Raw genomic sequence first — 25,976 nt, forward strand, 5'->3', positions numbered from 1 at the left:
ATCAACTACCTCAGTCGCAGGGCATTCAGGGACACGGTAATGGACGAGGTCGACATCGCCAATGCCGCGATCAGCGGTGTGGCAAACCCGGCCACGGCCAAGGGTACGGCTATTATATTGTAAACCGTAGCGATGCGAAAGTTCTCGCGAATCCTTTTGGTCGCCTTCACCGCTGTGTCACAGGCATCTGCAATCGGGGACAAGTCGTTGCCGAGTAATACGATATCCGACGCCACCCGCGCCGCGTCCAGCGCCGAGGCGGGCGAGATTGACACATGCGCCGCTGCAAGCGCCGCCGTATCGTTCAGCCCGTCACCAACCATCAGGACACGGCGGCCCTGGTCGCTGAGCTTCTGCACATGGGTGGCTTTATCCTGAGGCAGAGCCTCGGCAATCCATGTTTCAATCCCAAGCTTGTCTGCCAGCGTTTGAACCGCGCCTCGTGTATCACCCGAGATGAGAACGACGCTCTTTCCGCCGTCACGGAACGCCTGCACGGCCTCAGCCGCGCCCGGACGCAGTGAATCCGAGAACAGGAACGCAACCGGTGACTGCCCCGTGACCGCCAACCAAGCTGCCGTCTGATCACCTTCGGTCGCGCCAGTCCAACCGGCGCGCCCAAGGCGCACGCGCTGACCACAGTAGGTTCCTTCGGTACCATACCCCGGAACCTCGACCACATCCTCAAGTCTGGCAGGCTTGATCCCGGCATCTCTGGTGGACTTGGCAAGCGACACCGACAAGGGATGCGAAGACGCCTCGGCCAGCGCCAGTGCAATCTCAAGATCCGCGCGGGAATGATCCTCAAGATTGGTCAATTCCGGAGTGCCGGATGTAAGTGTGCCGGTTTTATCAAAAACGACCGTATCAACCTCGGCCAGACGTTCAAGCGCAGTAGAGTGTTTGATCAGCATCCCCTTGCGGAACAGTCGCCCCGAGGCCGCCGTCGTCACCGCAGGCACGGCAAGCCCCAGCGCACAGGGGCAGGTGATGATCAGAACCGCCGCAGCGATGTTCAGCGCGGTTCGGATATCGCCGGAATAGATGTACCAACCCAAAAAACTAAGCGCGGACAGTATATGCACCCCCGGCGCGTATAGCTTGGCCGCCTTGTCAGCCAGCGACGTATAGCGCGATCGACCGGATTCTGCGATTGCCACCAGATCCGCCATACGGTGCAGTGAAGTATCCTCACCGACCGCTGTGGTCCGGATCGTCAGCGGGCCGGTCAGGTTAACCTCACCCGCGCTGACGGCAAGACCAGCTTCGGCAAAGACCGGGAGGGTCTCGCCCGTCAATAATGACCGGTCGAGCTCCGATTTGCCCGATACAATCTCACCATCCACAGGCATACGCCCGCCGGGCCGAACTAGAATCAAATCACCAACGGCCAGGCTTGCGACGGACACCTCTTCTTCCGCCCCATCCACCAAGCGAATTGCACGCGGCACTTCCAGGGCCGTCAGTTCTTCGGCTGCTGATCGCGCTGCGGCGCGGGTGCGGTAGTCCAGATATCGGCCCGCGAGCAGGAAGAAAGTCAGCGTCAGTGCGGCGTCGAAATAGGCATGCTCTCCGCTAAGCGCGGTTTCCCAAAGCGACGTCATGAGCGCCAACAGAATGGCCAGCACAATCGGCACATCCATGTTCAATCGTTTGACGCGCAGCGCACTCCAGGCGTTGGCAAAGAAGGGCTGCGCTGAAAAGGCAATCGCAGGCAGAGCAATGGCCGCTGAAATCCAGTGAAACAGGTCCCGCGTTGCATCCGTAGCCCCTGACCAGACCGACACAGACAACAGCATCACGTTCATCGACGCGAAACCAGCCACCGCCAATCGCATCAGCAGATCACGCCCGGCCTTGTCGGATTGGGTTGCCGACAAAGCGCCCGGGTCCAGCTCATGCGCCTCGTACCCGGCGCGCTCCAAAACGGGGATCAGGTCGGCAGCGTGTGTCTCAGCGGCTGCTTTGACCATTGCACGCTTGAGCGTCAGATTGACCCGCGCGTCCTCGACACCCGGATGGGCGTTCAGCGCGCGTTCAACATTCGCAATACAGGCCGAGCAGTGAATGCCGGGCAGGGATAGGGCAATCTGCACATCTTCAGGAACGGGTCGCGCTGGTTCCGCCGGTGCTGCGATGCAACCGGGGCATGCCGCCGTACCTGAGCTGAGCTGAGCGGTCATCCCCTACCCTTTCACATACAACGGAACCCGCTGCGCAAATTCGGCACCGCTGTTGTCTTTGGCCACCAGACGGATGTTCCAGTTCCCCTTGCCCAGCGCTGCGGGCGTGGAATAGGCGGTCCCGTCAAAAGTGAAATCCGGGGTGAAATCCTCTTTCACATGCGTCGCCCGGCCAACAACTGCCTGCAGCTCGGCCACCTGGACCGGCGCGCCGGTTTGGTCGGTGATGTGCAGGATCAAAAGACCGCCATTGGTCTCAGCCCGAATTTCCCAACCCAAGGCCTGTTGCACTTTCAGGCGCTCGTTGAACTCCTGACTGGCGACGTAAGAGTTTTTGACCTCGAGCCCGGGAAAGGTTTGGACAGCTTTGTAGGCCAGCACGAGATTCACGGAAATGATCACCCCGAAAGCAGCGACAAAGATCGCCAGAAAGTGCTTTCCAGTAAATTGACGCTCGGCCATCTCAGTTTCCTCGTCCGTTGAACGTCGTGTCCTTGTAGGCGCGCTCACCGCTTTCGATATCCTCGATCCAGATCCGAACCGGTGTCGCGTCCGCCGCTGCCGGATCCGTGTCTTTCGAGGCGATAATATAAACCCGCTGCAATTGCGCAGTATCCGCCGTGACATTCACCGTATCAAGTGGCGTGCCTTCGATCACGATCCGCATCGCCGGATCACCGGACAGAGACAGCTTGAACAGCCGTTCCTCGCCATGTTTGTTCCGCACGCGCACGTCATAAGTATTGCGGATCGTGCCGTCGGACAGGGTGACAAAGGTCGGGTTGCGAACCGGGGCCACGGTAACTTCGATGTCGGACCGGATGAACAGGGCAAACAGCAGCCCAAAGCCGACAAGTGACCAAAGGGCCGTATACAGGATGGTCCGGGGCCGCAGGATATGTTTCCAGACATTTTTGGGCGGCTTACCTGCCCGCTCGTTGGCTTCGTCGCTCAGCGCCATATAGTCGATCAAGCCACGCGGCTTGCCGATCTTGGCCATCATGTCGTCACAGGCGTCGATACACAACGCACAGGTGATGCACTCCAATTGCTGTCCGTCGCGAATGTCGATCCCAACCGGGCAGACATTGACGCAGGCCATACAGTCGATGCAGTCCCCCAGCTCGGAATCCGCAGTTCGTTTGCCCTTGCCGCGCGGCTCACCACGCCATTCGCGGTACCCGACGACGAGCGTATCCTCGTCCATCATCGCCGCTTGGATCCGCGGCCATGGGCAGGCATAGATACAAATCTGTTCACGCGCGAAGCCACCGAACAGGAAGGTCGTGCCCGTCAAAATCAGTATTGTCGTATAGGCAACCGGATGGGCGTTCCCGGTCACAAGGTCCCGCAGAAGCGTCGGCGCATCGGCGAAATAGAACACCCAGGCACCACCGGTCGCCAGACCGATCAAAAGCCAGGCACCCCACTTCGTCAGCCGCAACCGCGCTTTGCGAAAGTCTAGCTTTTCCTGCCGATGCAGACGCAACCGCGCGTTCCGATCCCCTTCAATCCAGCGTTCGACAAGGATGAACAAGTCAGTCCAAACCGTCTGCGGGCAGGCATATCCGCACCACACGCGCCCCAGCGCCGAGGTGAAAAGAAACAGACCGAGCCCCGCCATGATCAACAGACCGGCAACAAAGTAGAATTCATGCGGCCAGATCTCGATCCAGAAGAAATAGAACCTGCGGTTGGCCAAATCCAACAACACCGCCTGATCCGGCAGGCTGGGCCCCCGGTCCCATCTGATCCACGGAGTGATGTAATAGATTCCCAATGTAACCGCGAGGATGATCCATTTCAGATTTCGGAACGGCCCGGACACGCGCCGCGGAAAGATGGGTTCTCGTGCGGCGTATAGGCTGGGTGCGGGGTCGGAATCGCTCACGGGCTGGCTCCAGATGTGGCTATATCACGGCGTCTTCTTCCAGATCATAAAGGTAGTCACTTTGACATGGGTCAAAAGCGCATCGCGCAGACACCTTTTGTCACATCTTACCAGCTTGCCGCCTGAGCCATGCAATAAAAGTTTTTGCCGCCGGTCGCAGAGGGAAATCGCCAGTAACAAGGTGATATCCGCTGATTTCGGGCTCGCGAAACAATTCGATGATTTGGCCCGACGTGATTTCTGCTTCGACAAAATGCCGCGCCGTGACGGTTACGCCCTGCCCCGCGCGCAACCCTTCCAATAGCAGATTGCCGGGCAATGAGATTCGCCCTGCATTTGGCCCGTGCCCGACACCACGTCGGGCCAGCCAGTTGGTTGCCTCGGTGGTGCCGAACTCTTCTAGCCAGGGCAGTTCGCTGAGCTCGTCTGGCGTCCACGACGTTTTTTCCCCCACCAGATTGTGGGCCGCGACGATCACCATAGGGCTTTGCAGCAACATTTCTGTACGGACACCGGGCCATGTGCCTGCACCATAGCGGATGGCCACATCGACACCGCCGGGATCTAGGCTGACCAGTGCAGGTGACGGATCAAGCGCCAATTGGATATCCGGGTGTTCGGCCTGAAATGCTGGCAGGCGGGGCATCAGCCATGACGCGGCAAATGACGACGTCAAAGAAACATGAACCGGACGATCCTGTTTGGATTGGGTCAGTTCGACCAAGGCATCGCCAATCGCACCGAACCCAAGATGCACGGCGCGCGCCAACCTTTCACCTTCTGGCGTCAAGGTCATGGATTTGCCGGTGCGGTCCAACAGCGCAATTTCGAGGTGCTTCTCAAGCGCTCGCAATTGCTGGCTGATGGCAGCGTGGCTGACATTCAGTGAGTTGCCCGCTTCCACCACATTCCGTGTCGCGGCAAAAGCGGAAAAAGCTCTGAGCGATGCGAGCGGCGGCATTTCCATCCAGTTCATATGTAAGCCCTGATTACATATAGAAATGCTAATTGAGTCGCATTTTGCATTCCGAAAATCAATCCTGATGACAGAAGAAACAAAACTCAGGAGATGTCAGATGCTCTCAATTCTTGCAAAGTCATTCATGATCGCCACCCAGACACATGAGTTGGATGAACCAAAATCATCGGATCGATCTGACAGACAAAAGCAACGCTGGTTGCCGGAAAGTCATTGGTGGAGGCAGCACAAACGCGCCAGTTTTTCGCAATGCGACTAGCAAACCGAAGCCCGCGTCTGGACCGCCTCGGTGTTGATTTGTAAGGTAGAGAGGCAGCACCGGCTGTTCAGGAAACGCGCGAACAGATGGAACAGCCGGTGCCTCAACCTTCGGACGGCGAACCGTCCGAAGGTATTCTTTTGCGGTTACTGACCTCCACCCAACTGGTGAACATATGCGGTGACAGCGCGGATTTGCGCGTCGCTCAGGCGATTTTCCCATGCAGGCATCACACCAAAGCGGCTGTTGGTCACCGTTTCTGTCAGGGCTTCCTGGCTGCCGCCGTATAGCCAGATCGCGTCGGTCAGGTTCGGAGCACCTTGGGTGACATCGCCCTTGCCGTCTTCGCCATGGCAAGAGGAACAGTTGTCCTCAAAAACAACTTTGCCCGCCTGCGCCGCCGCATCGTCGCTTTGCGCATTGGTCAAAGACATGACGTATTGCACGACTTGGGTGACCTCTTCTTTTTCGAGGATTTCACCGAAGGCTGGCATCTCGGAATAGCGCGCGTCGTCGCTTTCTTCATTCCGAATACCATAGGCAATGGTGGTCTCGATATCTTCCAGCGAACCGCCCCAGAGCCATGCGTCATCCAGCAGGTTCGGGAAACCCGGCGCACCCTGCGCGCCCGAACCGTGGCACTGCGCGCACCATGTCCGGAATACCGCGCCGCCCGCGTTGACCGCATATTGCTGCAGCTCGGGATCTTTCGAGACATCCTCAAGCGAGGTTTCAACCAGTTTGGCGTTCCACGGCGCATTGGCTTCTTCGAAAGAAACGATCTCTTCCTGCACTAATTCTCGCGATGACCAGCCAAGAACACCGGCGGTTGCGGACTGAACCAGCGGCCAGGCCGGATACATGATCGTATAGATCACGCCCCAGATAATGGTGACGTAAAAGGTCCACAGCCACCAGCGCGGCATCGGATTGTCGAACTCTTCGATGCCATCCCAGGAGTGTCCGGTTGTGTTTGGATCGCCCGGCTGTTTTTCAGGTGTCTTGCTCATTGCCGCGCCTCCTTGGATGTGGCGGGTTTGTCGCCCCCATGGGGCGCAGCTGTTTCGTCACCCTTGAGGGGCGCAGGGGCATCTTCGTGCCGGAACGGGATGTTGGCGGTGTCCTTGTATTCTTTGCTGGCTCCGGGACGGAAAACCCAGATCACGATGCCAACAAAGAAGACAAACAGTACCAACAGCATCCAGCTATCCGCGAATTGCCTCAGGATTGTGTATTCTTCCATCACACCCTCCTTTAGCGGTTCGGGTCTGGGGTGAAGGTCGAGAAATCGACCAACGTTCCCAGCATCTGCAGATAAGCAACCAACGCATCGGCCTCGGTCAGTTCCGGCTGACCGTCGAAGTTACGAATGCTGACCTTGTCACCGTACCGTTCCAGCAGACCGTCATAGTCGCTGTCCGGGTCGGCCTGCGCACGGAAGTCCGCCTGCGCGTTTGCCAGCATCTCTTCGGTATAGGGCGTGCCCACAACAGCATTCGCCGCCATGACATCACCGATATACTTGCCGTCGATCTTGCGATGCTCGAGGAAGCCATATTTTGGCATCACCGATTCCGGCACCACAGACTGCGGATCACGCAAGTGATCCACGTGCCACTGGTCGGAATAGCGGCCACCAACGCGCGCCAGATCAGGTCCAGTACGCTTGGACCCCCATTGGAACGGGTGGTCGTACATCGACTCGGCCGCCAGCGAGTAGTGGCCATAGCGTTCGACCTCGTCCCGCATCGGGCGGATCATCTGGCTGTGGCAGGTATAGCAGCCTTCGCGGATGTAAATATCACGGCCCGCCATTTCGAGAGGGGTGTAAGGGCGCATGCCCTCCACTTTCTCGATGGTGTTCTCAAGATAGAACAGCGGGGTGATCTGCACGATGCCACCGATGGTCACGACCAAAAAGCTGAAAATCAGCAGGAGGGTCGCGTTGGTCTCGAGGATCTTATGTTTGTCGAGAATTGCCATTGCTCCGGCCCTCCTATTCAGCCGGGACCGCGACGGTCAGGCTGGCCTCTTTGGCCGGCGCTTTCCGCACAGTCATCCACAGGTTGTAGCACATGATCAACGCACCAGCGACGAACATGACGCCACCCAAAGCACGCACCACATACATCGGGAATTTGGCAGCCACGGTGTCAGCGAACGAGTTCACCAGGAAGCCGTTTGCATCAACTTCACGCCACATCAGGCCTTCCATGATACCGGTGACCCACATCGACGCTGCGTACAGAACGATACCGATAGTGGCGAGCCAGAAGTGCCAGCTGACCATCTGCAGCGAGTACAGGCGCTCACGTTTCCACAGGACCGGCACCAGGAAGTACAGCGCACCAAAGGTGATCATTCCGTTCCAGCCCAGCGCGCCCGAGTGCACGTGTCCAATGGTCCAGTCGGTGTAGTGGCTGAGGCTGTTGACCGCACGGATCGACATCATCGGCCCTTCAAAAGTGGACATGCCGTAGAACCCGACCGAGATCACCATCATCCGGATCACCGGGTCAGTACGCAGCTTGTCCCAGGCGCCCGAAAGGGTCATCAGGCCGTTGATCATGCCACCCCAGGACGGCATCCACAGGATGATCGAGAACACCATGCCCAGCGTCGACGCCCAATCCGGCAGCGCGGTATAATGCAGGTGGTGCGGACCGGCCCAAATATACAGGAAGATCAGAGCCCAGAAGTGGATGATCGACAGCTTGTATGAGAATACCGGACGCTCGGCCTGTTTTGGGATGAAGTAATACATCATGCCCAGGAAACCAGCGGTCAGGAAGAAGCCCACTGCGTTGTGGCCATACCACCACTGGATCATGGCGTCCTGTACGCCCGACCAGACGATGACCGATTTAGAACCCCAGATACTGACGGGGACGGTCATGTTATTTACCAGGTGCAGCATGGCGACTGTGACGATGAAAGCCAGATAGAACCAGTTTGCCACGTAGATGTGAGGTTCTTTCCGTTTGACGATCGTCCCCAGATAGACGGCCAGATAGGCCACCCAGACGATAGTCAGCCACAGGTCGACGTACCATTCGGGTTCAGCGTATTCCTTAGATTGGGTCCCACCCAGCACATAGCCGGTGGCGGCGAGCACGATGAACAGCTGATAGCCCCAAAATACAAACCATGCCAGATTTCCGCCCCATAGGCGCGCGGCGCTTGTGCGCTGTACGACATAAAACGATGTCGCGATTAGCGCGTTGCCGCCAAAGGCAAAAATCACCGCCGAGGTGTGCAGCGGGCGCAAACGGCCAAAGTTCAAATAACCTTGCGCCCACTCGAAGTTCAGCACCGGAAAGGCGAGCTGAAAGGCGATAAAGGTCCCCGCAAGGAACCCGACCACCCCCCAGAAGGCAGTTGCGATCACGCCATAGCGGATCACGTCATCCATGTACTCGGCCGAACGGTCGACGAGGATATCTGGCTCATCCGTATTTCTCAGCGTCCAGATGAACAAACCACCGGCGATCAGCATCACCAGAATTGCATGCACCTGATACGCCAAATCGCGTGCGTAATTGGTTCCGATCGCCGCGAATATCGCGATCAGACCAAGCACGATCAGCTTGATGTAATTTGACATATTGCGTCCCTTTGCCATGCTCCGCGCGATTCTTATTTGTCGCGGAACCCTTTTGACTGGCCGTTGTTTTGTCGGACAGCGGCCAATCTCGCTTTGATCTGTATCAAGACAATAGCCCGAAATCTGTGACAATCCTAAGCCTTAGACTGAGTTGCATGGCCGCATGCCACTTAGCCCTGAAGACAAGAGGTCAAAATGGCGTACAAATCTCTTCTCACAGTCGTAACCGACTCGGAACAATCACAATCAGCCTTGGCGCAAATGGTTGCACTGGCAAATGCACAGGATGCGCATGCTGAAGCGCTATGCCTTGGCGTCGATCGCAGCCAAGCGGGCTATTATTACGCAGGTGCAAATGCTCTGGTCCTGCAAGAAACGCTGAGCCGGGCCAACGCAGACGCCGACGAACTGCTGACGCAAACTCAGGATTACATGGGTAAGTCCGGTATTCGCTGGTCTGCTGAAAGCGGGGTCGCTCAGATCGCTGATATTGGTCGCCACGTGGCGCATCGTGCCCGGTTCTCGGATCTGGTTGTCCTGCCTAAACCTTATGGCAAAGACCGCAGCGCCGAAGCCGAACCAATTGTCGAAGCCGCCATGTTCGAGGGTCACGCGCCAATTCTGGTCACACCCGACAATGCAGCGCCCTTTGAGCGCCCCGGTACTGTGCTGATCGGGTGGAATGAAAGTGTCGAAGCCATGCGCGCCATCCGATGCGCCCTGCCTTTCCTGACGCAAGCCGATCTGGTTCGGATTGTCGTCATCGACCCGCCGCGCCACGGCCCCGACCGTTCTGACCCAGGTGGACTGCTGTCTCAGATGTTGGCCCGTCACGGGGTCAAATGTGAGATTGATGTGCTCAGCAAAACCATGACCCGTGTGTCAGACATCCTGAACAGGCACGCCGAAGATAGTGAGGCGGACATGATCGTTATGGGTGCATATGGCCATTCTAGGTTCCGCGAAGCCATTCTGGGTGGTGCAACCCGCAACATGCTGGAACAAGCCTCGGTCCCAGTGTTTCTGGCACACTGATCGGGCGTTTTTCCTATTCAAGGCCTTCCGTTCGGACGGATGGCCTAACCGCGTTTTATGAGACCAATCACAAACAACAGTATGACCGCGCCGATGGTTGCGAAGAGTATTGACGAAAACACGCCGCCGCCAACCGAAAAGCCCAGCGCCGGGAAAATCAGACCTGCAAGAAAGGCGCCCACGATCCCGACTATTATGTTTCCGATCAGGCCGAACCCGCGGCCTTCCATAATTTTGCCCGAAAGCCACCCGGCGATCGCACCGATGACCAGCATTGCCAAAATGCTACTGAATTCCATGCCTTACTCCTGCGCGGTTCATTCACGTATTCAGTAAATCACGGCTGCAGGCAGCAGAACAGGCTTAAACCAGAAAACCGCCATCGGAGTCGTCGCCGGCCTCGTCCATCAGACGCCGCATGTCGGGGATTGTCACGTGGCGTTTGCCTTCCAACTCGATAACCCCTTCTTTCTTCAGGGCCGAAATCTGGCGACTTACGGTTTCAAGGGTTAATCCCAGATAATCTGCCATAGCCTCACGCGTCAGCGGCAGGTCAAAGACAATCGGGCCAGGTTTTTGCTTGGGCGCAATTGAAGCATCCCGCCGGGCAATGATTGACAGCAGGCTTGCAATCTTCTCGCGCGCGGTTTTGCGCCCGAGAACCAACATCCATTCACGCGCCGCGTCCAGCTCATCCAGCGTCATCTGCAGCAGTCGATGGGCGATGTGCGGCGTGCTGCCCATCAGGGTTTCGAACGGTTTCTTGCGAAAACAGCACATGACCAAATCGGTTGTGGCCAACACGTCGTAGGGCGCTGTTTCCCGACCGGGTCGTCCAACAAAATCGCTGGGCAATAGCAGGCCGACCATTTGCGTCCGACCATCTTCCATCGTCTGGGTCAACGAGGCGATGCCCGACACGACAGAGCCCACAAAATTCATCTGATCTCCCGACCAGATAACCGTTTGGCCCGCCTCAAAGGTCCGGTAATACTTGATGCCTTCAAGCTCTTCCAATTCATCGACATCACAATGTGCACAGACGGCTCGGTGCCGAATGGGGCAGTCGGAACAGTTGGTATGGTCAAATTGCGCTTTTAACATCGTTCGCGGTTCCACTTGATCTCAGTCAAGGTTTCATAGACGGCCGTGGCTTAACGGTATCGGTATGATAGTGAAACCGCAATTGGCACAGCTTGGACTATTTGACGCGAAAGTCCCGCGTTACACAAGCTATCCCACCGCCCCACATTTCAGCAACGATGTCGGGCCAAGTCTTTTTGGTGATTGGATTTCCGGGATCAAGCCCGGCAGTTCCGTGTCGCTGTACGTCCACGTCCCGTTCTGCCGCAGGCTGTGCTGGTTTTGCGCCTGCCGGACGCAAGGCACTCAGACCGACAACCCGGTGATCGCCTATGTGGATGTCCTCAAGGCCGAGCTGGACCTACTGGCCGCCCACCTTCCTGCGGGGGTAACCCTTTCGCGCTTGCATTGGGGCGGTGGTACACCCACCCTGCTGAACCCCGATCTGATGCGCGATCTGGCCGCCCGGATTCTTGAGATTGTCCCGCTGGGGCCGGATGCAGAGTTCTCGGTCGAAATCGACCCGAACGAGATTGACGAGGGTCGGCTCGATGCATTGGCCGAGGCTGGCATGAACCGTGCGTCTATCGGAGTGCAGGATTTCGACGACGAAATCCAGAAAACCATCGGGCGCATCCAAAGTTACGACACCACCCGCAAGGCCATAGAAATGATCCGCGCGCGCGGCATCGCCAGCCTGAATGCCGATATTCTGTATGGTCTGCCGCACCAGACCAAAGCGCGGATGACTGAAAGCGTGCAGAAATTGCTGTCGCTCAGCCCGGACCGGGTGGCGTTGTACGGGTATGCGCATGTGCCGTGGATGGCCAAGCGGCAACAGCTGATCCCAACGGATGCCCTGCCAACGCCCGAAGACCGCCTGGATCTGTTCGATACGGCCCGGCGCCTGTTCCTGTGGGACAAGTATGCCGAAATCGGCATCGACCACTTTGCCACGCAGGATGACGGACTGACGCACGCACTGAACACGGAAAAGCTAAAGCGCAACTTTCAGGGCTACACCGACGATCAGTCCGACGTTTTGATCGGGATTGGTGCAAGCTCGATCTCACGATTCCCGCAAGGATACGCCCAGAACGCACCCGCGACGTCAGCACATACCAAAGCGATCCGCGAGGGCGGGTTCTCAATATCCCGTGGGCATTTGTTCAAAGGCCAAGACATCTTGCGCGCCCGATTGATTGAAGCGTTGATGTGCGATTTCCGGATAGATACCGCCGAGATTCTGCGCGACCACAACATCACCGCCGCGGAATTGCAGGAGATGTATCAGACTGCAAACGCAACCTTCGACGGGTTGCTAAGCGTTTCAGAAGACGGCCTGTTCATCCCGCCCGAGGCGCGCGCGCTGACCCGAATGGTCGCCCGCACCTTTGATGCCTATGATCTGAGCAAGGCGGGACACAGCTCGGCGATCTGATACCAACGCAGGACAGGACTTGACGCGGAGGGTGGGTTTTCCCCACACTTGTAGGGCGGGTGGAAATCCGCCCCGTGCCTGAGGCAGGCAGAGTACCAGACAGTATGTGCCGACGCGTTCGCGCTCGACCGCCTTTTTCGTGCAGCCGTTCTGCAACTTGAAAGAGGGACTGCATTCATGCGCGTTTTTTCTGTCCTCGGCCCCAGCCACTCGGGCAAAACAACACTGGTCGAGGCCATCAGCCGCCTTGATGGCCGGCCAACCACATTCGACGTTTCCGGAACCGTGCATTTGCACGGTTTTTCTTACTTGGACGAACCCTGGTGTGCCATCGACGTGAATGGTGGCAGCGACACCATGGCTTATGTAGGCCCTGCCATGGCGATCTCGGATGCTGCTGTCGTTGTTGTACCGCCCGACCCGGACGCCGCCGTGCTTTGCGCCCCTTATCTGCGGCTGGTCGAAGAGGCGGGTATTCCCTGCTTTCTGTTCATCAATCGCATGGACACCCCAAACGGACGTATCCGCGATATCATCGCCGCTCTGCAAACCTACTGCACACACCACATCGCATTGCGGCAGGTTCCAATCCGCGATGGCGAGGCGATCATCGGCGCGGTCGACCTGATCTCGGAGCGGGCATGGAAGTATCAGGAAGGGCAACCCTCGGCCCTGATCGAACTTCCGCAGTCCGTCGAAGACCGGGAACAGGAAGCCCGAACCGAATTGTTGGAGACGCTTTCAGATTTCGATGATCATCTGCTGGAACAACTGATCGAGGACAAACAGCCGCCCAGCGCAGAAATCTATGATCTGGCCGCGCAGGTTCTGCAAAGCCACCAGTTGATCCCGGCCTGCCTGGGGTCTGCCAGCCACGGCAACGGGCTGACCCGTTTGATGAAAGCGCTTCGTCACGAAGCCCCTGAATTCAATATCGCCGCCGGGCGGGACGAAGCAGCCGAAAACGCGCGCGCAATTGCCGGGTTCGCGGATGTCAAAAAGCACATCGGAAAAATCATCGTGCTGCGCGGTCTGGGCAAGGGCGTCAAAGCGCATGAAGCTTTAGGCGGCGAATCGGTTGGCAACCTGACGACACTGGATGCCAAAACCCAAATTTCGGAATTGGAAGCTGGTCAGATCGGGCTGGCCGTGAAATCCGACCACCTCAACCCCGGCAACCTGTACGACAGCACCGGAACCACACCGTTACCGGAGTGGGCCGAGGCCCATCCGGCCGCCCATCGGCAAATTGTGTCGCCGGCACATGAGCGTGACGATGTACGCCTGTCCAACGCGTTATCCCGACTGGTCGAGATTGACCCCGGACTGCACCTGCAGCACGATGAACTGAGCGGTCATGCCGTTCTGGGATCGCAAGGACCGCAGCATATGCGCCGCGTCAGCGCCAAGCTGGCTGAAGACTTCGGTATCGAGATTGAGACCCAGACGGTTGAGACGGCCTATCGCGAGACCATCCGCGCACCGATCGAACATCGTCATCGCCACCGCAAACAATCCGGCGGCGCAGGACAATTTGCCGATGTGGTGATCTCGATCGCACCGACCCCACGTGGGGCCGGGTTCGAATTCGAAGAGATCGTCAAAGGGGGCGCCGTGCCCAGAAACTATATCCCTTCGGTCGAACACGGGGCCAAGGATGCGCTGGTGCAGGGGCCTGAAGGGTTCCCGGTTGTGGATGTCAAAGTCACGCTCAGCGATGGCAAGCATCACAACGTCGACAGTTCCGACTATGCGTTCCGCACTGCGGGCAAGAACGCGGTTCGAGAGGCTTTGCCGCAGGCGAAACCGGTGGTCCTGCAACCCATCCTGAACGCCGAAATCCACTTGCCCTCGGATTTCGTGGGCGACCTGGTGCCTACGATCAGTTCGCTGCAGGGTCAGGTTCTGGGCTTTGAAGGCAATCCCAACGCGTCTGGATGGGAGATTTTCAATGCCCAACTGCCTGCTGTGGCCGAAGACGAGTTACACCGCACCCTCGCCAGCGCGACACGCGGCACGGGGTGGGTAAAACTGCAATTCGACCATTACGAAGAGCTTCGCGGCCCGGTTCCAAAATCCGCGGCACGCGAAACAGCGAATGCCTGAAAGCCCCGGGCGGGCTGGTTTCAGCCCGCCGCCGCAATCAGTTCGCGGGTATAGTCTGTCTGGGCGTTTTCGAACAGATCTTCGGCTGACCCCATTTCGATCACGTCACCGTTTCGCATGACAATCACATTGTGGGACATCGCACGCACGACTTTCAGATCGTGGCTGATAAATAGGTAGGCCAGTCCGTACTTACGCTGCAAATCGCGCAACAGGTCGACGATCTGAACCTGCACAGTCATATCCAGGGCGCTGGTCGGTTCATCCAGAACCAGCAATTTGGGCCTGAGGACCATGGCTCGTGCAATGGCAATACGCTGACGCTGCCCGCCCGAGAATTCGTGCGGATAGCGGTCCATCGCAGCCGGGTCCAAGCCCACTTCGGTCATCACTTCGGTCACCAGCTCCCGTGGCGAGCGGTGCGGGTCGACCTTGTGGATCGCCAGCCCCTCGGCAATGATCTGCTGGCAGGTCATCCGGGGACTGAGGCTTCCGAATGGGTCCTGAAACACAATCTGCATATCCTTGCGCAAGCGCCGCAACTCTCGCGTCGACCAGCGGCGTACATCCTGATCGCGGAAGGTTATCGCCCCTTCGGACGCAATCAACCGCATGATCGCCAGCGCCAGCGTTGTCTTACCCGAGCCGCTTTCGCCCACAATCCCTAAGGTTTCACCGGCGCGTACGCTGAGCGTTGCATCGTTCACCGCCTTAACATGGCCAACTGTGCGTTTCAGGAACCCGCGCTGGATCGGGAACCAGACCTTAAGGTGATCGGTGCGCGCCACTTCTTCGGCGTCGGGTGCCACAGGATCGGGGTGACCAGATGGTTCGGCCGCCAGCAGCTTGCGGGTGTAGGGGTGTTGGGGGTTGTCAAAGATCTCCTGGGTCGCGCCAGTTTCGACAATCTCGCCATCCTTCATCACACAGACCCGGTCGGCGATACGGCGCACGATCCCAAGGTCGTGGGTGATGAAAAGCATCCCCATATTCTCAGATTTCTGAAGCTCGGCCAGCAATTCGAGGATCTGCGCCTGAATGGTCACATCCAGGGCCGTTGTCGGCTCATCCGCGATCAGGATATCGGGCTTGTTGGCAAGTGCCAGGGCGATCATGACGCGCTGGCGTTGGCCACCTGACAATTGATGCGGATAGCTGTCCAGGCGCTCCTCGGGATCGCGAATGCCAACCTTGGTCAGCAGTTCGACGATCCGGGCCCGTGCTGCATCACCTGTCAGACCCTGGTGCAGGGCCAGTGACTCGGCCATTTGTTTCTGGATCGTGTGCAGCGGGTTGAGCGAGGTCATCGGCTCCTGAAAGATGAAGCTGATATCGTTGCCGCGCACATCCATCAGGCGCTGGTCAGACGCGCCGATCATCTCTTGCCCTTCATAGGTGACCGAGCCTTCGACAATTGCACTGTCACCCAATAAAGACACTGTCGACAGCGCAGTGACTGATTTGCCAGATCCGGATTCGCCCACCAGCGCAACCGTTTCGCCCCGATCCACAGTAAAGGACACGCCCTTGACTGCTGCGCTCACCTGCCCGTCCTGACGGAACGAGACCTTGAGGTTGTTCACATCCAGCAGGCTCATGAAAAGGTCTTTCTGGGATCAAATGCATCGCGCACGCCTTCGAAGATGAAGACCAGTAGCGATAGCATGATGGCAAAGGTGAAAAAGGCGGTGAAGGCCAACCAGGGTGCCTGGAGGTTCTGCTTGGCCTGCAGGGTCAACTCACCCAAAGATGGGGCCGAAGATGGCAGGCCGAAGCCCAGAAAATCCAGCGAGGCCAGGCCGCCGATGGTGCCCGTAACGATGAAGGGCATGAAGGTCAGCGTAGCGACCATCGCGTTGGGCAGCATGTGGCGGAACATGATTGTCATATTGCCCACACCCAGTGCCCGCGCAGCGCGCACATATTCCAGATTTCTCGCCCGCAGGAACTCGGCGCGCACAACGCCCACAAGCCCGGTCCAGCTGAACAAGATCATCAGCGCCACAAGCAGCCAGAAACTTCGACCCAGAATGGCAAACATGATGATGATGACGTAAAGCGAAGGCGTCGCTGACCAGATCTCGATGATCCGTTGGAAGATCAGGTCCAGCCAGCCGCCAAAAAAGCCTTGAATAGCCCCGGCAAAAATTCCCACAAGACTGGCCACACCCGTGACCATAAGCGTGAACAAAATCGACAGTCGGAAGCCATAAATTACACGGGCCAATACGTCGCGCTTGGTGTCATCCGTGCCCAGCAGGTTTTGTCCGTTGGGTGGCAGCGGCGCTGCACCGGGGCGATCAACACTGGTGTTGAAGGAATACGGGATCAACGGCCAGACGGCCCAACCACGCTCGTACCCATCTGCCTGATATGTATCCGCCTTGATTTCGTCGATAATCCCTTCGGGGTCGTCAAAACAGTCTTCGATGCCACCGCTGTCGATCAGGCACTGCACCTCTGGGTCGCGATAGATCGCCTCGGTCTGGAAATCACCGCCGAATTCGGTTTCCGCGTAGAAATTGAAGATCGGCGTGTAAAGCTCACCCCGGTATTTTACGAGGATCGGTTTGTCATTCGCGATGAACTCGGCGAACAACGACAAACCAAATAGCACGGAAAAGACCATCAGCGACCAGAATGCACGCCCATTACGACGAAAATTGCGCCAGCGACGCTGGTTGAGAGGGGAAAGTGCCATTTACCCCTCCCGCTTTTCGAAATCGATGCGCGGGTCGACCAGCACATACATCAGGTCACTGATGATGCCGACAACCAACCCCATCAAGCCAAAGATGAACAGAGTGCCGAAGATCACCGGATAGTCCCGCGCAACGGCTGCCTCGAACCCCAGACGGCCGAGACCGTCAAGCGAGAAGATCGTCTCGATGATGATCGACCCCCCGAAGAAGACGCCGATGAAAACCGCAGGGAATCCGGCGATTACGATCAGCATCGCGTTGCGGAAAACATGGCCGTACAGAACCTGACTTTCGCTCAGACCCTTGGCGCGGGCGGTCATGACATATTGTTTTTTGATCTCGTCCAGGAATGAGTTCTTGGTCAGCAGAGTCAGCGTCGCAAAGGCCGAAATCGTCAGCGCGATAATCGGCAGGGCAATGTGCCAGAAGTAGTCAACGATCTTACCAAACAGGCTGAGGCTGTCCCAGTTGTCCGAGGTCAGCCCCCGGAGCGGGAATATCTGCCAATATGATCCCCCGGCAAACAGAACCAACAGCAGGATCGCAAACAAGAAGCCGGGAATAGCATAGGCTACGATGATCGCGCCACTGGTCCAGGTGTCGAATTGTGACCCGTCCTTAATCGCCTTGCGAATGCCCAGCGGGATCGACACCAGATACGCGATCAGCGTGGACCACAGACCCAGCGAGATTGACACCGGCATCTTCTCTAACACCAGATCGGTTACGCTGATCGACCGAAAATAGCTCTCACCAAAGTCCAGCGTCAGGTAATTGCCCATCATGTTGAGGAACCGCTCAACCGGCGGTTTGTCGAACCCGAATTCCTTTTCCAGTTCTTCGATAAACTCGGGCGGAAGGCCACGCGCACCAATGTAGCGGTCATTCGTGCCGCCGGTCTGCTGCTCGATGTCACTGCCGCCGCCGGCGATCCCTTCGAACACATCACCGCCACCTTCCAACTGGGCGATGATCTGTTCAATCGGTCCGCCAGGAACGAACTGAACCAGCGTGAAGTTGACGATCATAATCCCAAGCAGGGTTGGGATGACCAGCAACAGTCGTCTAAGAATATATGCTCCCATGGGGGCGGATTACCTCAAGGCGCCGGAGGATTTCAACTCGGCTTCTTTCTCTTCGTTGATCCACCAAAGGTCTTCAACACCCAATGCGTAAGGCGGCAGATTTTCCGGGAATTCGTACATGTCCCAGTAAGCAACCCAGTGCTTGCCCAGATACCACGTGGGAACCATGATCCGCTTGGCGCGCAGGACGCGGTCCAATGCGCGGACATTTGCAAACAGCTCTTCGCTGTCTTCGGCAGAGGCAATGTTATCGATCAGCGGTTCGATATCCGGGCCATGCACACCCGACGGGTTGAAGACCGAGTAAGAGGCCGCTTCGGTTCCGAACTGCTGATACAACCCTGTCGACGGCTGCAACGACCTCGGGTACCCGCCAACAATCATGTCGAAATCACGGTCCCGGCGGCGCAAGGTGAACTGGGCGTTGTCCACGCGGTTGTAGCTCGCATCAATCCCCATTGCCCGCAAATTGGCGACGAAGGGTTGAATAAGCCTGTCCAGCGTTGGCTGGTCGGACAGAAATGCAACAGACAGCACTTCGCCCTTGTCGTTGCGACGAATGCCGTCATCCCCAACAAGCCAGCCAGCTTCGTCCAGCAGTTTCATCGCCTTGCGCAAGTTGCCACGGTCATTTTGGCGGGCGGCCCGGGATTCATGCGCCGAGACCGGTTCTTCGGTCAGGATGGCCGGGTCCAGCGCGTCACCCAATTCCTGCAACACCTCAAGCTCGCGCCCTTCGGGCAGGCCGGTCGCCTCAAGATGCGTTCCTTCCCAGAAAGAGCTGCGCTGCTGGAATAATCCATATTGCAGGCTCTCATTTGTCCATTCGAAATTATATGCCAGCTGGATAGCTTCGCGAACGCGGGGGTCCTGAAACTTTGGCCGGTCAAGGTTCATGATGAAGCCCGACGCCGACGGCACATTTCCGTCTGCCAGTTCAGCCCGCACGACAGAACCATTCGCAATTGCCGGGAAATCATAGGCCGTTGCCCAGCTTTTCGAGTTGTTTTCCTGCCGAAGGGTAAACGTGCCCGCCTTGAACCCCTCCATCGCAGCAATGGAATCGGCGAAATACTCGACGCGGATGGTGTCAAAGTTGTTGCGGCCCACGTTGACGTTGACATCGTTGCCCCAATAATCGGGGTTGCGCTTATAGACGATGCGCCGGTTGATATCATAATCATCCAGAACATATGGCCCCGAGCCGATACCCGGATCGAGCCGCGACTTGTCCAATCGGCGGTTTTCAGGGTCTTCCTCGAACCATTTCTTAGAGAAAATCGACGTGGCCCCAACTTGAGAAATCCGGCCTCGGCGGGGGAAATCTGGCGAGAAGTAGAACTTTACACGATGGGTATCCAGCGCCTCGGCCTTGGGGATCCGCTGGCGAATTGCGTCGGCATAAGATTTCAGCCCTTGATCCAGCAGCAGATTATGGGAAAACACCACATCTTCGGCCGTCACCGGTGTGCCGTCGGAAAACCGCGCCTCGGGGCGGATGTTGAAGATCACCCAATCATAGCTTTCGGGGTACTCCAGGCTTTCGGCTAGCAGGCCATAATAGGCCGCCGGTTCGTCATAGGATGGAACCAGCAGGCTTTCGTAGTGATCTGCCGACCTCGCACCAGCCCGGCCCTGCCTGGTATAGGGATTAAAGCTGTCGAACGTGCCTTGCGCCGCATAGGAGAGTTCTCCACCACGTGGCGCATCCGGGTTCACATAGTCGAAATGCGCAAAGCCGTCCGGATACTTCAAATCACCGAATTCCGAGAACCCGTGTGATTTGATGATCTTTTCCTCAGCAAAAAGCTGAGTTGCAGCGGCTGCACAGAGCAATGCCCCCAAAGCTAGAATGTGAACTAAGCGTCCGAAATCCCTTGTTCGCGCTAAAGCGGTAACTCGATTGGATTTCATGTGGTTCATCCCCTGCTCGTTGACGTCTTTAATATTGTTTGCGGCAGCTAAAAGACCAGCACTGCCAGTTTCAAGTTTAGAGTGCGTGAACACTTTGTGAAGATTTACTTAGACAAAAAATAAAGCCGCTGCACGGGGCAGCGGCTTTTGAATGCGTCAAAACTGAGCGAAAGATCAGTTGATGGTCTGCAGGTAGGCAATCAGGTCGGCCCGTTCCTGCGGTTTTTTCAGACCCGCAAAGCTCATGGATGTACCTGAGATATAGGCACTGGGGCGGGTCAGGAACGCATCCAGCGCTTCGGGTGTCCAATTGCCGCCATGGGCTTGCATCGAAGCTGAGTAGCCAGTGAAACCTTTGGCTGAAGCAACCGGGCGATCCACGATTGCAAACAGGTAGGGGCCAGTGCCGTTGGCGCCGTCTTCCAGCTTGTGGCAGGCAGTACATTTACGGAAAACCCGCGCGCCCTTATCTGGGTCTGCGGCGGCCAGCATGTCTTCGAACACCACTTCTTCGCCGTCAGCACTTTCACCGGAGCTTTCGGTTTCGATAATATACGAGGCCGTCTCACCATGCCCATCCGCATGGTAAAGCACTTCGGCACCCCATTTGGCCAAAAGCAGCACCAGGAAGGTGCCAAACAGGCCTGCTGCGGCCTTGGTAACTGTCATCGTGTCGAACATTGATCGCGAGTCCATTTCAGCTGTCTGCGGGGTGTCTAAGGCTTCCCCTTACAAGAGGCAAGGTATAGACACCGCGACTAAACGCCCAATTATCGAACTTGTTGCACGGAATCGACCAAATGACCAAACGTATTGCATTTCAGGGAGAACCCGGCGCCTACAGCCACGAGGCCTGCCGTAATGCCCGCCCCGATATGGAGGCCCTGCCCTGCCGGACTTTCGAAGATGTGATCGAATCGGTGCGCGCAGGTGAGGCTGAATTGGCAATGCTGCCGGTCGAAAACACCACGTATGGCCGGGTCGCCGATATCCACCGTTTGCTTCCCCACAGCGGGCTGCACATCATCGAAGAAGCGTTCGTACGCGTTCACATCAACCTTCTTGCCGTTCCAGGGGCCAAAATCGAGGATGTCACCGAGGCACACTCGCACCTGGTTCTGCTACCGCAATGCGCCGGGTTTTTGAAAGAACACAACATCAAGGGACGTGTCAGCCCCGACAACGCGCGTGCGGCCCGCGAGGTCTCGGAACAAGGCGAGGTGCATTCAGCAGCATTGGCCAGCGAGTTGGCCGGCGAAATCTACGGCTTGAACGTTCTTGCCCGGCACATTGAAGACCGCGACAACAACACCACGCGCTTTCTGGTGATGTCACAGCAGGCCGACATGTCACGCCGCGGAGAACATGGCATGATCACCAGTTTTGTTTTTCAGGTGCGCAACATTCCGGCTGCGCTTTACAAGGCGATGGGTGGGTTTGCGACCAACGGCATCAACATGACCAAGCTGGAAAGCTACATGGTCGATGGGTCGTTCACTGCGACCCAGTTTTATGCCGATATCGTGGGCCACCCGGACGACCGGAACGTACAGTTGGCGATGGAAGAACTGGAACACTTCACCACGAATGTCGAGATTTTGGGCGTCTACCCAGCGGCTCAACCGCGCGGCTGAAGCCACCTCGGCTCAAATCACGGAAAAGCTTTTGCACTGGGCACCCTCGTGCTCCCGATAATCCACAAAGCCCATCGCCGAATAATAGGCCAATCCTTCGGCGTTTGTGGCCGAAATGGTCGCATCAATGGCCGGTAGGCCACTTTCCCGTGCCGCCAAGAGCGTCGCACGAAACAAGGCACGCCCGACACCGCGCCGTGCGGCAGACGGGCGAATATGCGTTCCAATGACGCCCCACCCGACCGGAGCGCCATATGGGTTGTTTTCGACCGCCCATTTCAACGATTGAAATCCCAGGACCTGCTCCTCCTGAAAAGCAACAGAGCATCTGATCCGGTCGGGATCGGCCACGTAATGCTCGCGGGCAAAATCAACGTCGCAGCGCTTGTTACGCTTTCCGGCCGCTGCGATGTCCCACAGTACCTCTGAGATACCTTGGGCATCCGTCAACACCGCCTCACGAACACTAAAGCTATCCATCTCGTTCCCACCACAGCTTTGGGCAATCAACCACCATGAATGTGACGTTGTTCCATTTCCCGTGCGAATTCGGTCAGGCGGAACTGAAACTGTCGCCGAAACCGGGATTGCCCAAGCCTTAGTGATTGTAACAGCAGCCGCGCAGGGAGGGATTTGGCTGACAGGGACATATCAACGCTTAGGCGCGTGCGGCGCTGCGACAGGGCCAAAAGCTCCACCGTCGTTACCCCGTTCATCCCCTTGCTTGCCGCTTCGAACCGCATCAGCAAAGGCGGGTCGCATTCGGCCATCTGCACAGAAATCTGACGTGGCTTTCCGCGTAACCTGAATTCTGTCTCCCAACTGGTGCCCGGAACAACGCCCAATTCGCCCGAAATCCGCCGGACGTCGATCCCGCGCCGCATTGCGATCCGTTCGAATCGGTCGAAGTCGGCCACCATTTCAAACACCGAGTTGATGGGAGCTTCGATATCTTCGCGCACTGTAAACTGCATTGTGGTTCGGGGTTCTCTCGCTTTTCAGAACAGTATTTTGTCAGTCCAATGTATCCGCAAGCCAGTTTTGCAAAAGAAAATGCGCAATCGCTCCCTTGCGGGCTGGCAGCAAAACGGGGTGTTCGCCGGCAAAGGCCTGCATCATCTCGGATTTGGTAACCCACATCGCATCTTCGATTTCAACCGGGTCGATGGTGATGTCGCGCGACAACGCCTCGCCCGCGCAGCCGAACATCAACGAGGCCGGAAATGGCCAGGGTTGGCTAGACAGGTAACGGACCTCACCCACTGGCACGCCCGCCTCTTCCATCACTTCCCGACGGACTGCGGCCTCAAGCGTTTCACCCGGTTCAACAAACCCTGCCAACAGCGAATACATCCCTTCCGGCCAACCCGGTGAACGTCCCATCAGCACAGAATCGCCAAGGGTAATCAACATGATGACGACCGGATCGGTACGCGGAAAATGCTGCCCGCCACAGGACGGACAACTGCGCTGCCACCCAGCCTGCGCAAGTTCGCTGGCTGCGCCGCACCGGGCGCAAAACCGATGCGTTTCGTGCCACGCGGTCACCGCTTTGGCCGAGGCCGCCAGTTCGGCGTCACGCGCCGACAAACGGGTCATGATCCGGCGCAGCTCGGCGAAGACATGGCCGTGGGGCAAGTCCGGGTGCTGTTGCTCTGACTTATCGATAAAGCCTCCGACACCGGACACGTCCAACCCATCAGCCGTCCAGCCCGAAATATCAGTGGCAAACACCGGCGCGTCGTCTGAAAGCCCCAGGAATACAGGCTGCTCGACGGAACCGCCCGGCCCGGTTTCGACCAGTTTATGTGACATCGAGATCAGTCCCAACTGATCCAGCGCCTCACCCTGAACTAAAACTTTACCGCGCCACAACAGCAGGCATTTTGCATCGGGATGCGATCGCGCTCGCGCGACCGCATCAGCATCCCCACGAATATGCGCCGCACGATCCAGCCCCGAGCTACCAAACGTCACATATTCCGCATTTTTCATAAGTTATCCTTAGGCTTGCTCCGCACAGGGCTGCCATGTCGGCCAATCAGTTGCAACGGTATTCCACCCCCAAAACCACAGGTCGCTATCGAATGAACACAGCTAAACCTTGCAATTCACTGTGATTAATCTTTTTGTTGAAAATGACTAAAACAAAACTGCCAAAAGTAGAAATTTGAAACCTTCCCCTTCTCTGCCTTCGCAGACCGTGCAGATCCGAATACTGGCCACCACGGATCTTCATATGAACTTGAGGGGTTTTGATTACTATTCTGACACCCCTGAACCCACAATTGGCCTGACCCGAACCGCCAGCCTGATCCGTGAAGCCCGAACTGAGGCGCAGGGGGAAGGCTCAACCGTGCTGCTTTTTGACAACGGCGATTCGCTGCAGGGAACTCCGGTTGGGGACCTCGCCGCCGAGCAAGCTGACAAGCCGCATGCGCTGATGCAGGCCTTTAGCACGTTAGAGTATGATGCGATCGGGTTGGGCAATCATGATTTCGGGTTCGGTCAAGATATACTGGACAGCATCCTTTCGCAGGCCCCCTGTCCGGTGGTTTGCAGCAATGTTCATCGATCTGGTGTCAAGGTCGTCTGGCAGGATCTGGCAGTTCTAACCCGCCGGATTGAGGTCGCGGGGCACCAAGCCTCGCTAACCGTCGGCGTCTTCTCGGTGGTTCCGCCGCAGACCCGGAATTGGGAATCTCATCGGCTGGGTGATGACGTCCGGATAGACGACATTCTGACCTGCGCGCGCACTAAAGTGTCTGAGCTTCGATCCCACGGCTGCGACGTGATCATCGCGCTTGCCCATACGGGGCTGGGGTCCGTCGACCCCGCGCCCGATCTTGAAAACGCGATAATCCCCCTGGCCGCGATTGAGGGTATAGACGCCATCATCGCCGGGCACACGCATCTGACCCTGCCGGGGAAGTCGCACGCTGGGCTAGAACACGTCGATGCCACTGGCGGTATGGTGCATGGCACACCTGTTGTCATGCCGGGATCTGCCGGATCTCATCTTGGCGTGATTGATCTGACGCTGGTTGCCACGACAGAAAAGGGCTGGTCGGTCGTGGCGCGTCGTTCTGAACTGCGCCCGGTCACAGGTGTTGAGCCGGCACCCGAAGACCCGTCATTGGTGGCGCTGTTTTCGGATGTGCATTCCGCAACACGAAAACAGGCCGAGGAACCAATTGGGCATACGGATCAGCACCTGCACAGCTATTTCAGCTTTTGCACCAGGGATCGCGGGCTTGCGATGGTGGCCGCAGCACAGGCTTCGGCCGTGCGCTACAACCTGAAGGGCACACCCCATGAAGCGACACCTTTACTGTCCGCCGTGGCACCTTCAAAATTCGGTGGTCGTGCCGGGCCTCGTTTTTACTCGGACATTCCTGCGGGCGTGATGCGCATGCGACACGTGGCTGATCTGAACATCTTTCCAAACGAACTTCGTTCGGTCGCGGTGACAGGAGAGCACATCAGAGATTGGCTTGAAATGTCTGCGGGCGTATTCAATCAGGTGAAACCCGGCGTGCAAACTGAATTGGTCAATCCTGATCGAGCCGGACACAATTTCGATGTACTATTCGGGCTAAGCTACGTGATCGACCTGAGCGTACCGCCTCGGTTCGATGCGGAGGGGCGACTGGTAAATCCAGCATACCGACGCATCTCAGATCTTCGTTTCGACGGCCGCGCGATAACGTCCGAACAACGCTTTGTCGTTGCACTGAACAATTATCGGGCCAGCGGCGGAGGGCATTTCCCGTTCATACGAGACGCCGAAATCATCAACGTTCCGGCTTTGCCGATCCAACACGCGCTGAAGGATTACCTGACCGGAGCATTGCCCACGGAATCGCTGGAACAGGGCCCCTGCCCATTCCGTTTTGCGCCCATGCCGGGGTCCTCTGTCCTGTTGAAGACCGGTCAACAGGCACAACGTCACCTCGCGGACATCACAGAGTTCAGCCCAACGCTGGCTGGCACGAATGCCGAAGGGTTCTTGCGCATTCAACTCTCACTGTGACGGGTTGTCATTTCTGCGTGTCTTCCC

General features: G+C 57.5%; 23 protein-coding genes. 5 read left to right on the forward strand and 18 right to left on the reverse strand.

Annotation, left to right across the window (positions count from 1 at the left end):
• Positions 1-5: 5 nt before the first annotated feature.
• The 8 genes from AC2FID_RS17255 to ccoN form a co-directional block, all read right to left on the reverse strand.
• Positions 6-2,183, reverse strand: coding sequence for a heavy metal translocating P-type ATPase (locus AC2FID_RS17255; RefSeq protein ID WP_496837917.1), 2,178 nt, complete (start codon positions 2,181-2,183; stop codon positions 6-8).
• Between the two features lie 3 nt (positions 2,184-2,186).
• Positions 2,187-2,645 (reverse strand): FixH family protein, encoded by a 459-nt coding sequence (locus AC2FID_RS17260; protein ID WP_496726646.1) that lies wholly within the window; start codon positions 2,643-2,645, stop codon positions 2,187-2,189.
• Between the two features lies 1 nt (position 2,646).
• Positions 2,647-4,074, reverse strand: a complete 1,428-nt coding sequence (ccoG, locus tag AC2FID_RS17265) for a cytochrome c oxidase accessory protein CcoG (protein WP_058279818.1) — start codon at positions 4,072-4,074, stop codon at positions 2,647-2,649.
• 100 nt (positions 4,075-4,174) lie between these two features.
• Positions 4,175-5,050: a LysR family transcriptional regulator gene (locus AC2FID_RS17270; protein ID WP_496837919.1), complete on the reverse strand. Its 876-nt coding sequence runs from the start codon at positions 5,048-5,050 to the stop codon at positions 4,175-4,177.
• A gap of 408 nt (positions 5,051-5,458) precedes the next feature.
• Positions 5,459-6,322 carry a cytochrome-c oxidase, cbb3-type subunit III gene (gene ccoP / locus AC2FID_RS17275; RefSeq protein WP_496837921.1) on the reverse strand — a complete coding sequence of 288 codons (864 nt, stop codon included), beginning with the start codon at positions 6,320-6,322 and terminating at the stop codon, positions 5,459-5,461.
• Positions 6,319-6,555 (reverse strand): cbb3-type cytochrome oxidase subunit 3, encoded by a 237-nt coding sequence (locus AC2FID_RS17280; protein ID WP_282120260.1) that lies wholly within the window; start codon positions 6,553-6,555, stop codon positions 6,319-6,321. The genes ccoP and AC2FID_RS17280 overlap by 4 nt, the downstream gene beginning before the upstream one ends.
• Before the next feature lie 11 nt (positions 6,556-6,566).
• On the reverse strand, positions 6,567-7,295 hold the full coding sequence (gene ccoO / locus AC2FID_RS17285; protein ID WP_282120261.1) for a cytochrome-c oxidase, cbb3-type subunit II: 729 nt from the start codon (positions 7,293-7,295) through the stop codon (positions 6,567-6,569).
• A gap of 13 nt (positions 7,296-7,308) precedes the next feature.
• The gene (ccoN, locus tag AC2FID_RS17290) at positions 7,309-8,916 is read right to left on the reverse strand and encodes a cytochrome-c oxidase, cbb3-type subunit I (protein WP_108861216.1); all 1,608 of its coding nucleotides are present in this window, start codon (positions 8,914-8,916) and stop codon (positions 7,309-7,311) included.
• 195 nt (positions 8,917-9,111) lie between these two features.
• Between ccoN and AC2FID_RS17295 the strand changes: the two genes are divergently transcribed.
• The gene (locus AC2FID_RS17295; RefSeq protein WP_496837922.1) at positions 9,112-9,951 is read left to right on the forward strand and encodes a universal stress protein; all 840 of its coding nucleotides are present in this window, start codon (positions 9,112-9,114) and stop codon (positions 9,949-9,951) included.
• A 44-nt stretch (positions 9,952-9,995) separates the two neighbouring features.
• On the opposite strand, the gene AC2FID_RS17300 is transcribed toward AC2FID_RS17295, so the two are convergent.
• Both AC2FID_RS17300 and fnrL read right to left on the reverse strand, forming a co-directional pair.
• Complete coding sequence (locus AC2FID_RS17300) at positions 9,996-10,250, reverse strand: GlsB/YeaQ/YmgE family stress response membrane protein (RefSeq protein ID WP_496837924.1); 255 nt, start codon at positions 10,248-10,250, stop codon at positions 9,996-9,998.
• Positions 10,251-10,314: 64 nt separating this feature from the next.
• Positions 10,315-11,055, reverse strand: a complete 741-nt coding sequence (gene fnrL, locus AC2FID_RS17305; protein WP_282120264.1) for a transcriptional regulator FnrL — start codon at positions 11,053-11,055, stop codon at positions 10,315-10,317.
• Positions 11,056-11,119: 64 nt separating this feature from the next.
• On the opposite strand from fnrL, the gene hemN reads away from it, so the two are divergent.
• Together hemN and AC2FID_RS17315 are read left to right on the forward strand one after the other, a co-directional pair.
• Entirely contained in the window at positions 11,120-12,475 is a 1,356-nt protein-coding gene (gene hemN / locus AC2FID_RS17310) for an oxygen-independent coproporphyrinogen III oxidase (protein WP_496837925.1), read from the forward strand.
• A gap of 177 nt (positions 12,476-12,652) precedes the next feature.
• The gene (locus tag AC2FID_RS17315; protein ID WP_496837927.1) at positions 12,653-14,581 is read left to right on the forward strand and encodes an elongation factor G; all 1,929 of its coding nucleotides are present in this window, start codon (positions 12,653-12,655) and stop codon (positions 14,579-14,581) included.
• 20 nt (positions 14,582-14,601) lie between these two features.
• Here the strand turns inward: AC2FID_RS17315 and AC2FID_RS17320 are convergent, their stop codons facing one another.
• The 5 genes from AC2FID_RS17320 to AC2FID_RS17340 form a co-directional block, all read right to left on the reverse strand.
• Positions 14,602-16,179 carry an ABC transporter ATP-binding protein gene (locus AC2FID_RS17320; protein ID WP_282170449.1) on the reverse strand — a complete coding sequence of 526 codons (1,578 nt, stop codon included), beginning with the start codon at positions 16,177-16,179 and terminating at the stop codon, positions 14,602-14,604.
• Positions 16,176-17,282: an ABC transporter permease gene (locus AC2FID_RS17325; protein WP_496837929.1), complete on the reverse strand. Its 1,107-nt coding sequence runs from the start codon at positions 17,280-17,282 to the stop codon at positions 16,176-16,178. The genes AC2FID_RS17320 and AC2FID_RS17325 overlap by 4 nt, the downstream gene beginning before the upstream one ends.
• Positions 17,283-18,368 (reverse strand): microcin C ABC transporter permease YejB, encoded by a 1,086-nt coding sequence (locus AC2FID_RS17330; RefSeq protein WP_058279808.1) that lies wholly within the window; start codon positions 18,366-18,368, stop codon positions 17,283-17,285.
• 9 nt (positions 18,369-18,377) lie between these two features.
• Positions 18,378-20,282 (reverse strand): extracellular solute-binding protein, encoded by a 1,905-nt coding sequence (locus tag AC2FID_RS17335; RefSeq protein WP_496837931.1) that lies wholly within the window; start codon positions 20,280-20,282, stop codon positions 18,378-18,380.
• 174 nt (positions 20,283-20,456) lie between these two features.
• Positions 20,457-20,963 (reverse strand): c-type cytochrome, encoded by a 507-nt coding sequence (locus AC2FID_RS17340; RefSeq protein WP_058272647.1) that lies wholly within the window; start codon positions 20,961-20,963, stop codon positions 20,457-20,459.
• A 119-nt stretch (positions 20,964-21,082) separates the two neighbouring features.
• Here AC2FID_RS17340 and AC2FID_RS17345 point away from each other — a divergent pair, with 119 nt between their 5' ends.
• Positions 21,083-21,916: a prephenate dehydratase gene (locus tag AC2FID_RS17345; RefSeq protein ID WP_058279807.1), complete on the forward strand. Its 834-nt coding sequence runs from the start codon at positions 21,083-21,085 to the stop codon at positions 21,914-21,916.
• Positions 21,917-21,928: 12 nt separating this feature from the next.
• Here AC2FID_RS17345 and AC2FID_RS17350 read toward each other — a convergent pair whose 3' ends face one another.
• From AC2FID_RS17350 to nudC, 3 genes are read right to left on the reverse strand one after another with little or no spacing between them, the layout of a single operon-like run.
• Positions 21,929-22,396, reverse strand: coding sequence for a GNAT family N-acetyltransferase (locus tag AC2FID_RS17350; RefSeq protein ID WP_496837933.1), 468 nt, complete (start codon positions 22,394-22,396; stop codon positions 21,929-21,931).
• Between the two features lie 26 nt (positions 22,397-22,422).
• Complete coding sequence (locus tag AC2FID_RS17355) at positions 22,423-22,890, reverse strand: SRPBCC family protein (protein ID WP_496837935.1); 468 nt, start codon at positions 22,888-22,890, stop codon at positions 22,423-22,425.
• A 40-nt stretch (positions 22,891-22,930) separates the two neighbouring features.
• On the reverse strand, positions 22,931-23,911 hold the full coding sequence (nudC, locus tag AC2FID_RS17360; protein ID WP_282170454.1) for an NAD(+) diphosphatase: 981 nt from the start codon (positions 23,909-23,911) through the stop codon (positions 22,931-22,933).
• A gap of 208 nt (positions 23,912-24,119) precedes the next feature.
• Between nudC and AC2FID_RS17365 the strand changes: the two genes are divergently transcribed.
• On the forward strand, positions 24,120-25,949 hold the full coding sequence (locus AC2FID_RS17365; protein ID WP_496838062.1) for a bifunctional 2',3'-cyclic-nucleotide 2'-phosphodiesterase/3'-nucleotidase: 1,830 nt from the start codon (positions 24,120-24,122) through the stop codon (positions 25,947-25,949).
• Positions 25,950-25,976 lie beyond the last annotated feature (27 nt).

It is taken from the genome of Ruegeria sp. CDSC068 (assembly GCF_059610545.1).

Coding starts and splice junctions, on each gene's coding strand:
- AC2FID_RS17270 (WP_496837919.1), bottom strand. CDS start 5,050: ATGAACTGGATGGAAATGCCGCCGCTCGCATCGCTCAGAGCTTTTTCC.
- ccoP (WP_496837921.1), bottom strand. CDS start 6,322: ATGAGCAAGACACCTGAAAAACAGCCGGGCGATCCAAACACAACCGGA.
- AC2FID_RS17255 (WP_496837917.1), bottom strand. CDS start 2,183: ATGACCGCTCAGCTCAGCTCAGGTACGGCGGCATGCCCCGGTTGCATC.
- hemN (WP_496837925.1), top strand. CDS start 11,120: ATGATAGTGAAACCGCAATTGGCACAGCTTGGACTATTTGACGCGAAA.
- ccoO (WP_282120261.1), bottom strand. CDS start 7,295: ATGGCAATTCTCGACAAACATAAGATCCTCGAGACCAACGCGACCCTC.
- fnrL (WP_282120264.1), bottom strand. CDS start 11,055: ATGTTAAAAGCGCAATTTGACCATACCAACTGTTCCGACTGCCCCATT.
- AC2FID_RS17330 (WP_058279808.1), bottom strand. CDS start 18,368: ATGGGAGCATATATTCTTAGACGACTGTTGCTGGTCATCCCAACCCTG.
- AC2FID_RS17260 (WP_496726646.1), bottom strand. CDS start 2,645: ATGGCCGAGCGTCAATTTACTGGAAAGCACTTTCTGGCGATCTTTGTC.
- nudC (WP_282170454.1), bottom strand. CDS start 23,911: ATGAAAAATGCGGAATATGTGACGTTTGGTAGCTCGGGGCTGGATCGT.
- AC2FID_RS17280 (WP_282120260.1), bottom strand. CDS start 6,555: ATGGAAGAATACACAATCCTGAGGCAATTCGCGGATAGCTGGATGCTG.
- AC2FID_RS17350 (WP_496837933.1), bottom strand. CDS start 22,396: ATGGATAGCTTTAGTGTTCGTGAGGCGGTGTTGACGGATGCCCAAGGT.
- ccoN (WP_108861216.1), bottom strand. CDS start 8,916: ATGTCAAATTACATCAAGCTGATCGTGCTTGGTCTGATCGCGATATTC.
- AC2FID_RS17315 (WP_496837927.1), top strand. CDS start 12,653: ATGCGCGTTTTTTCTGTCCTCGGCCCCAGCCACTCGGGCAAAACAACA.
- AC2FID_RS17345 (WP_058279807.1), top strand. CDS start 21,083: ATGACCAAACGTATTGCATTTCAGGGAGAACCCGGCGCCTACAGCCAC.
- AC2FID_RS17325 (WP_496837929.1), bottom strand. CDS start 17,282: ATGGCACTTTCCCCTCTCAACCAGCGTCGCTGGCGCAATTTTCGTCGT.
- AC2FID_RS17335 (WP_496837931.1), bottom strand. CDS start 20,282: ATGAAATCCAATCGAGTTACCGCTTTAGCGCGAACAAGGGATTTCGGA.
- AC2FID_RS17300 (WP_496837924.1), bottom strand. CDS start 10,250: ATGGAATTCAGTAGCATTTTGGCAATGCTGGTCATCGGTGCGATCGCC.
- AC2FID_RS17295 (WP_496837922.1), top strand. CDS start 9,112: ATGGCGTACAAATCTCTTCTCACAGTCGTAACCGACTCGGAACAATCA.
- AC2FID_RS17340 (WP_058272647.1), bottom strand. CDS start 20,963: ATGTTCGACACGATGACAGTTACCAAGGCCGCAGCAGGCCTGTTTGGC.
- AC2FID_RS17320 (WP_282170449.1), bottom strand. CDS start 16,179: ATGAGCCTGCTGGATGTGAACAACCTCAAGGTCTCGTTCCGTCAGGAC.
- AC2FID_RS17355 (WP_496837935.1), bottom strand. CDS start 22,890: ATGCAGTTTACAGTGCGCGAAGATATCGAAGCTCCCATCAACTCGGTG.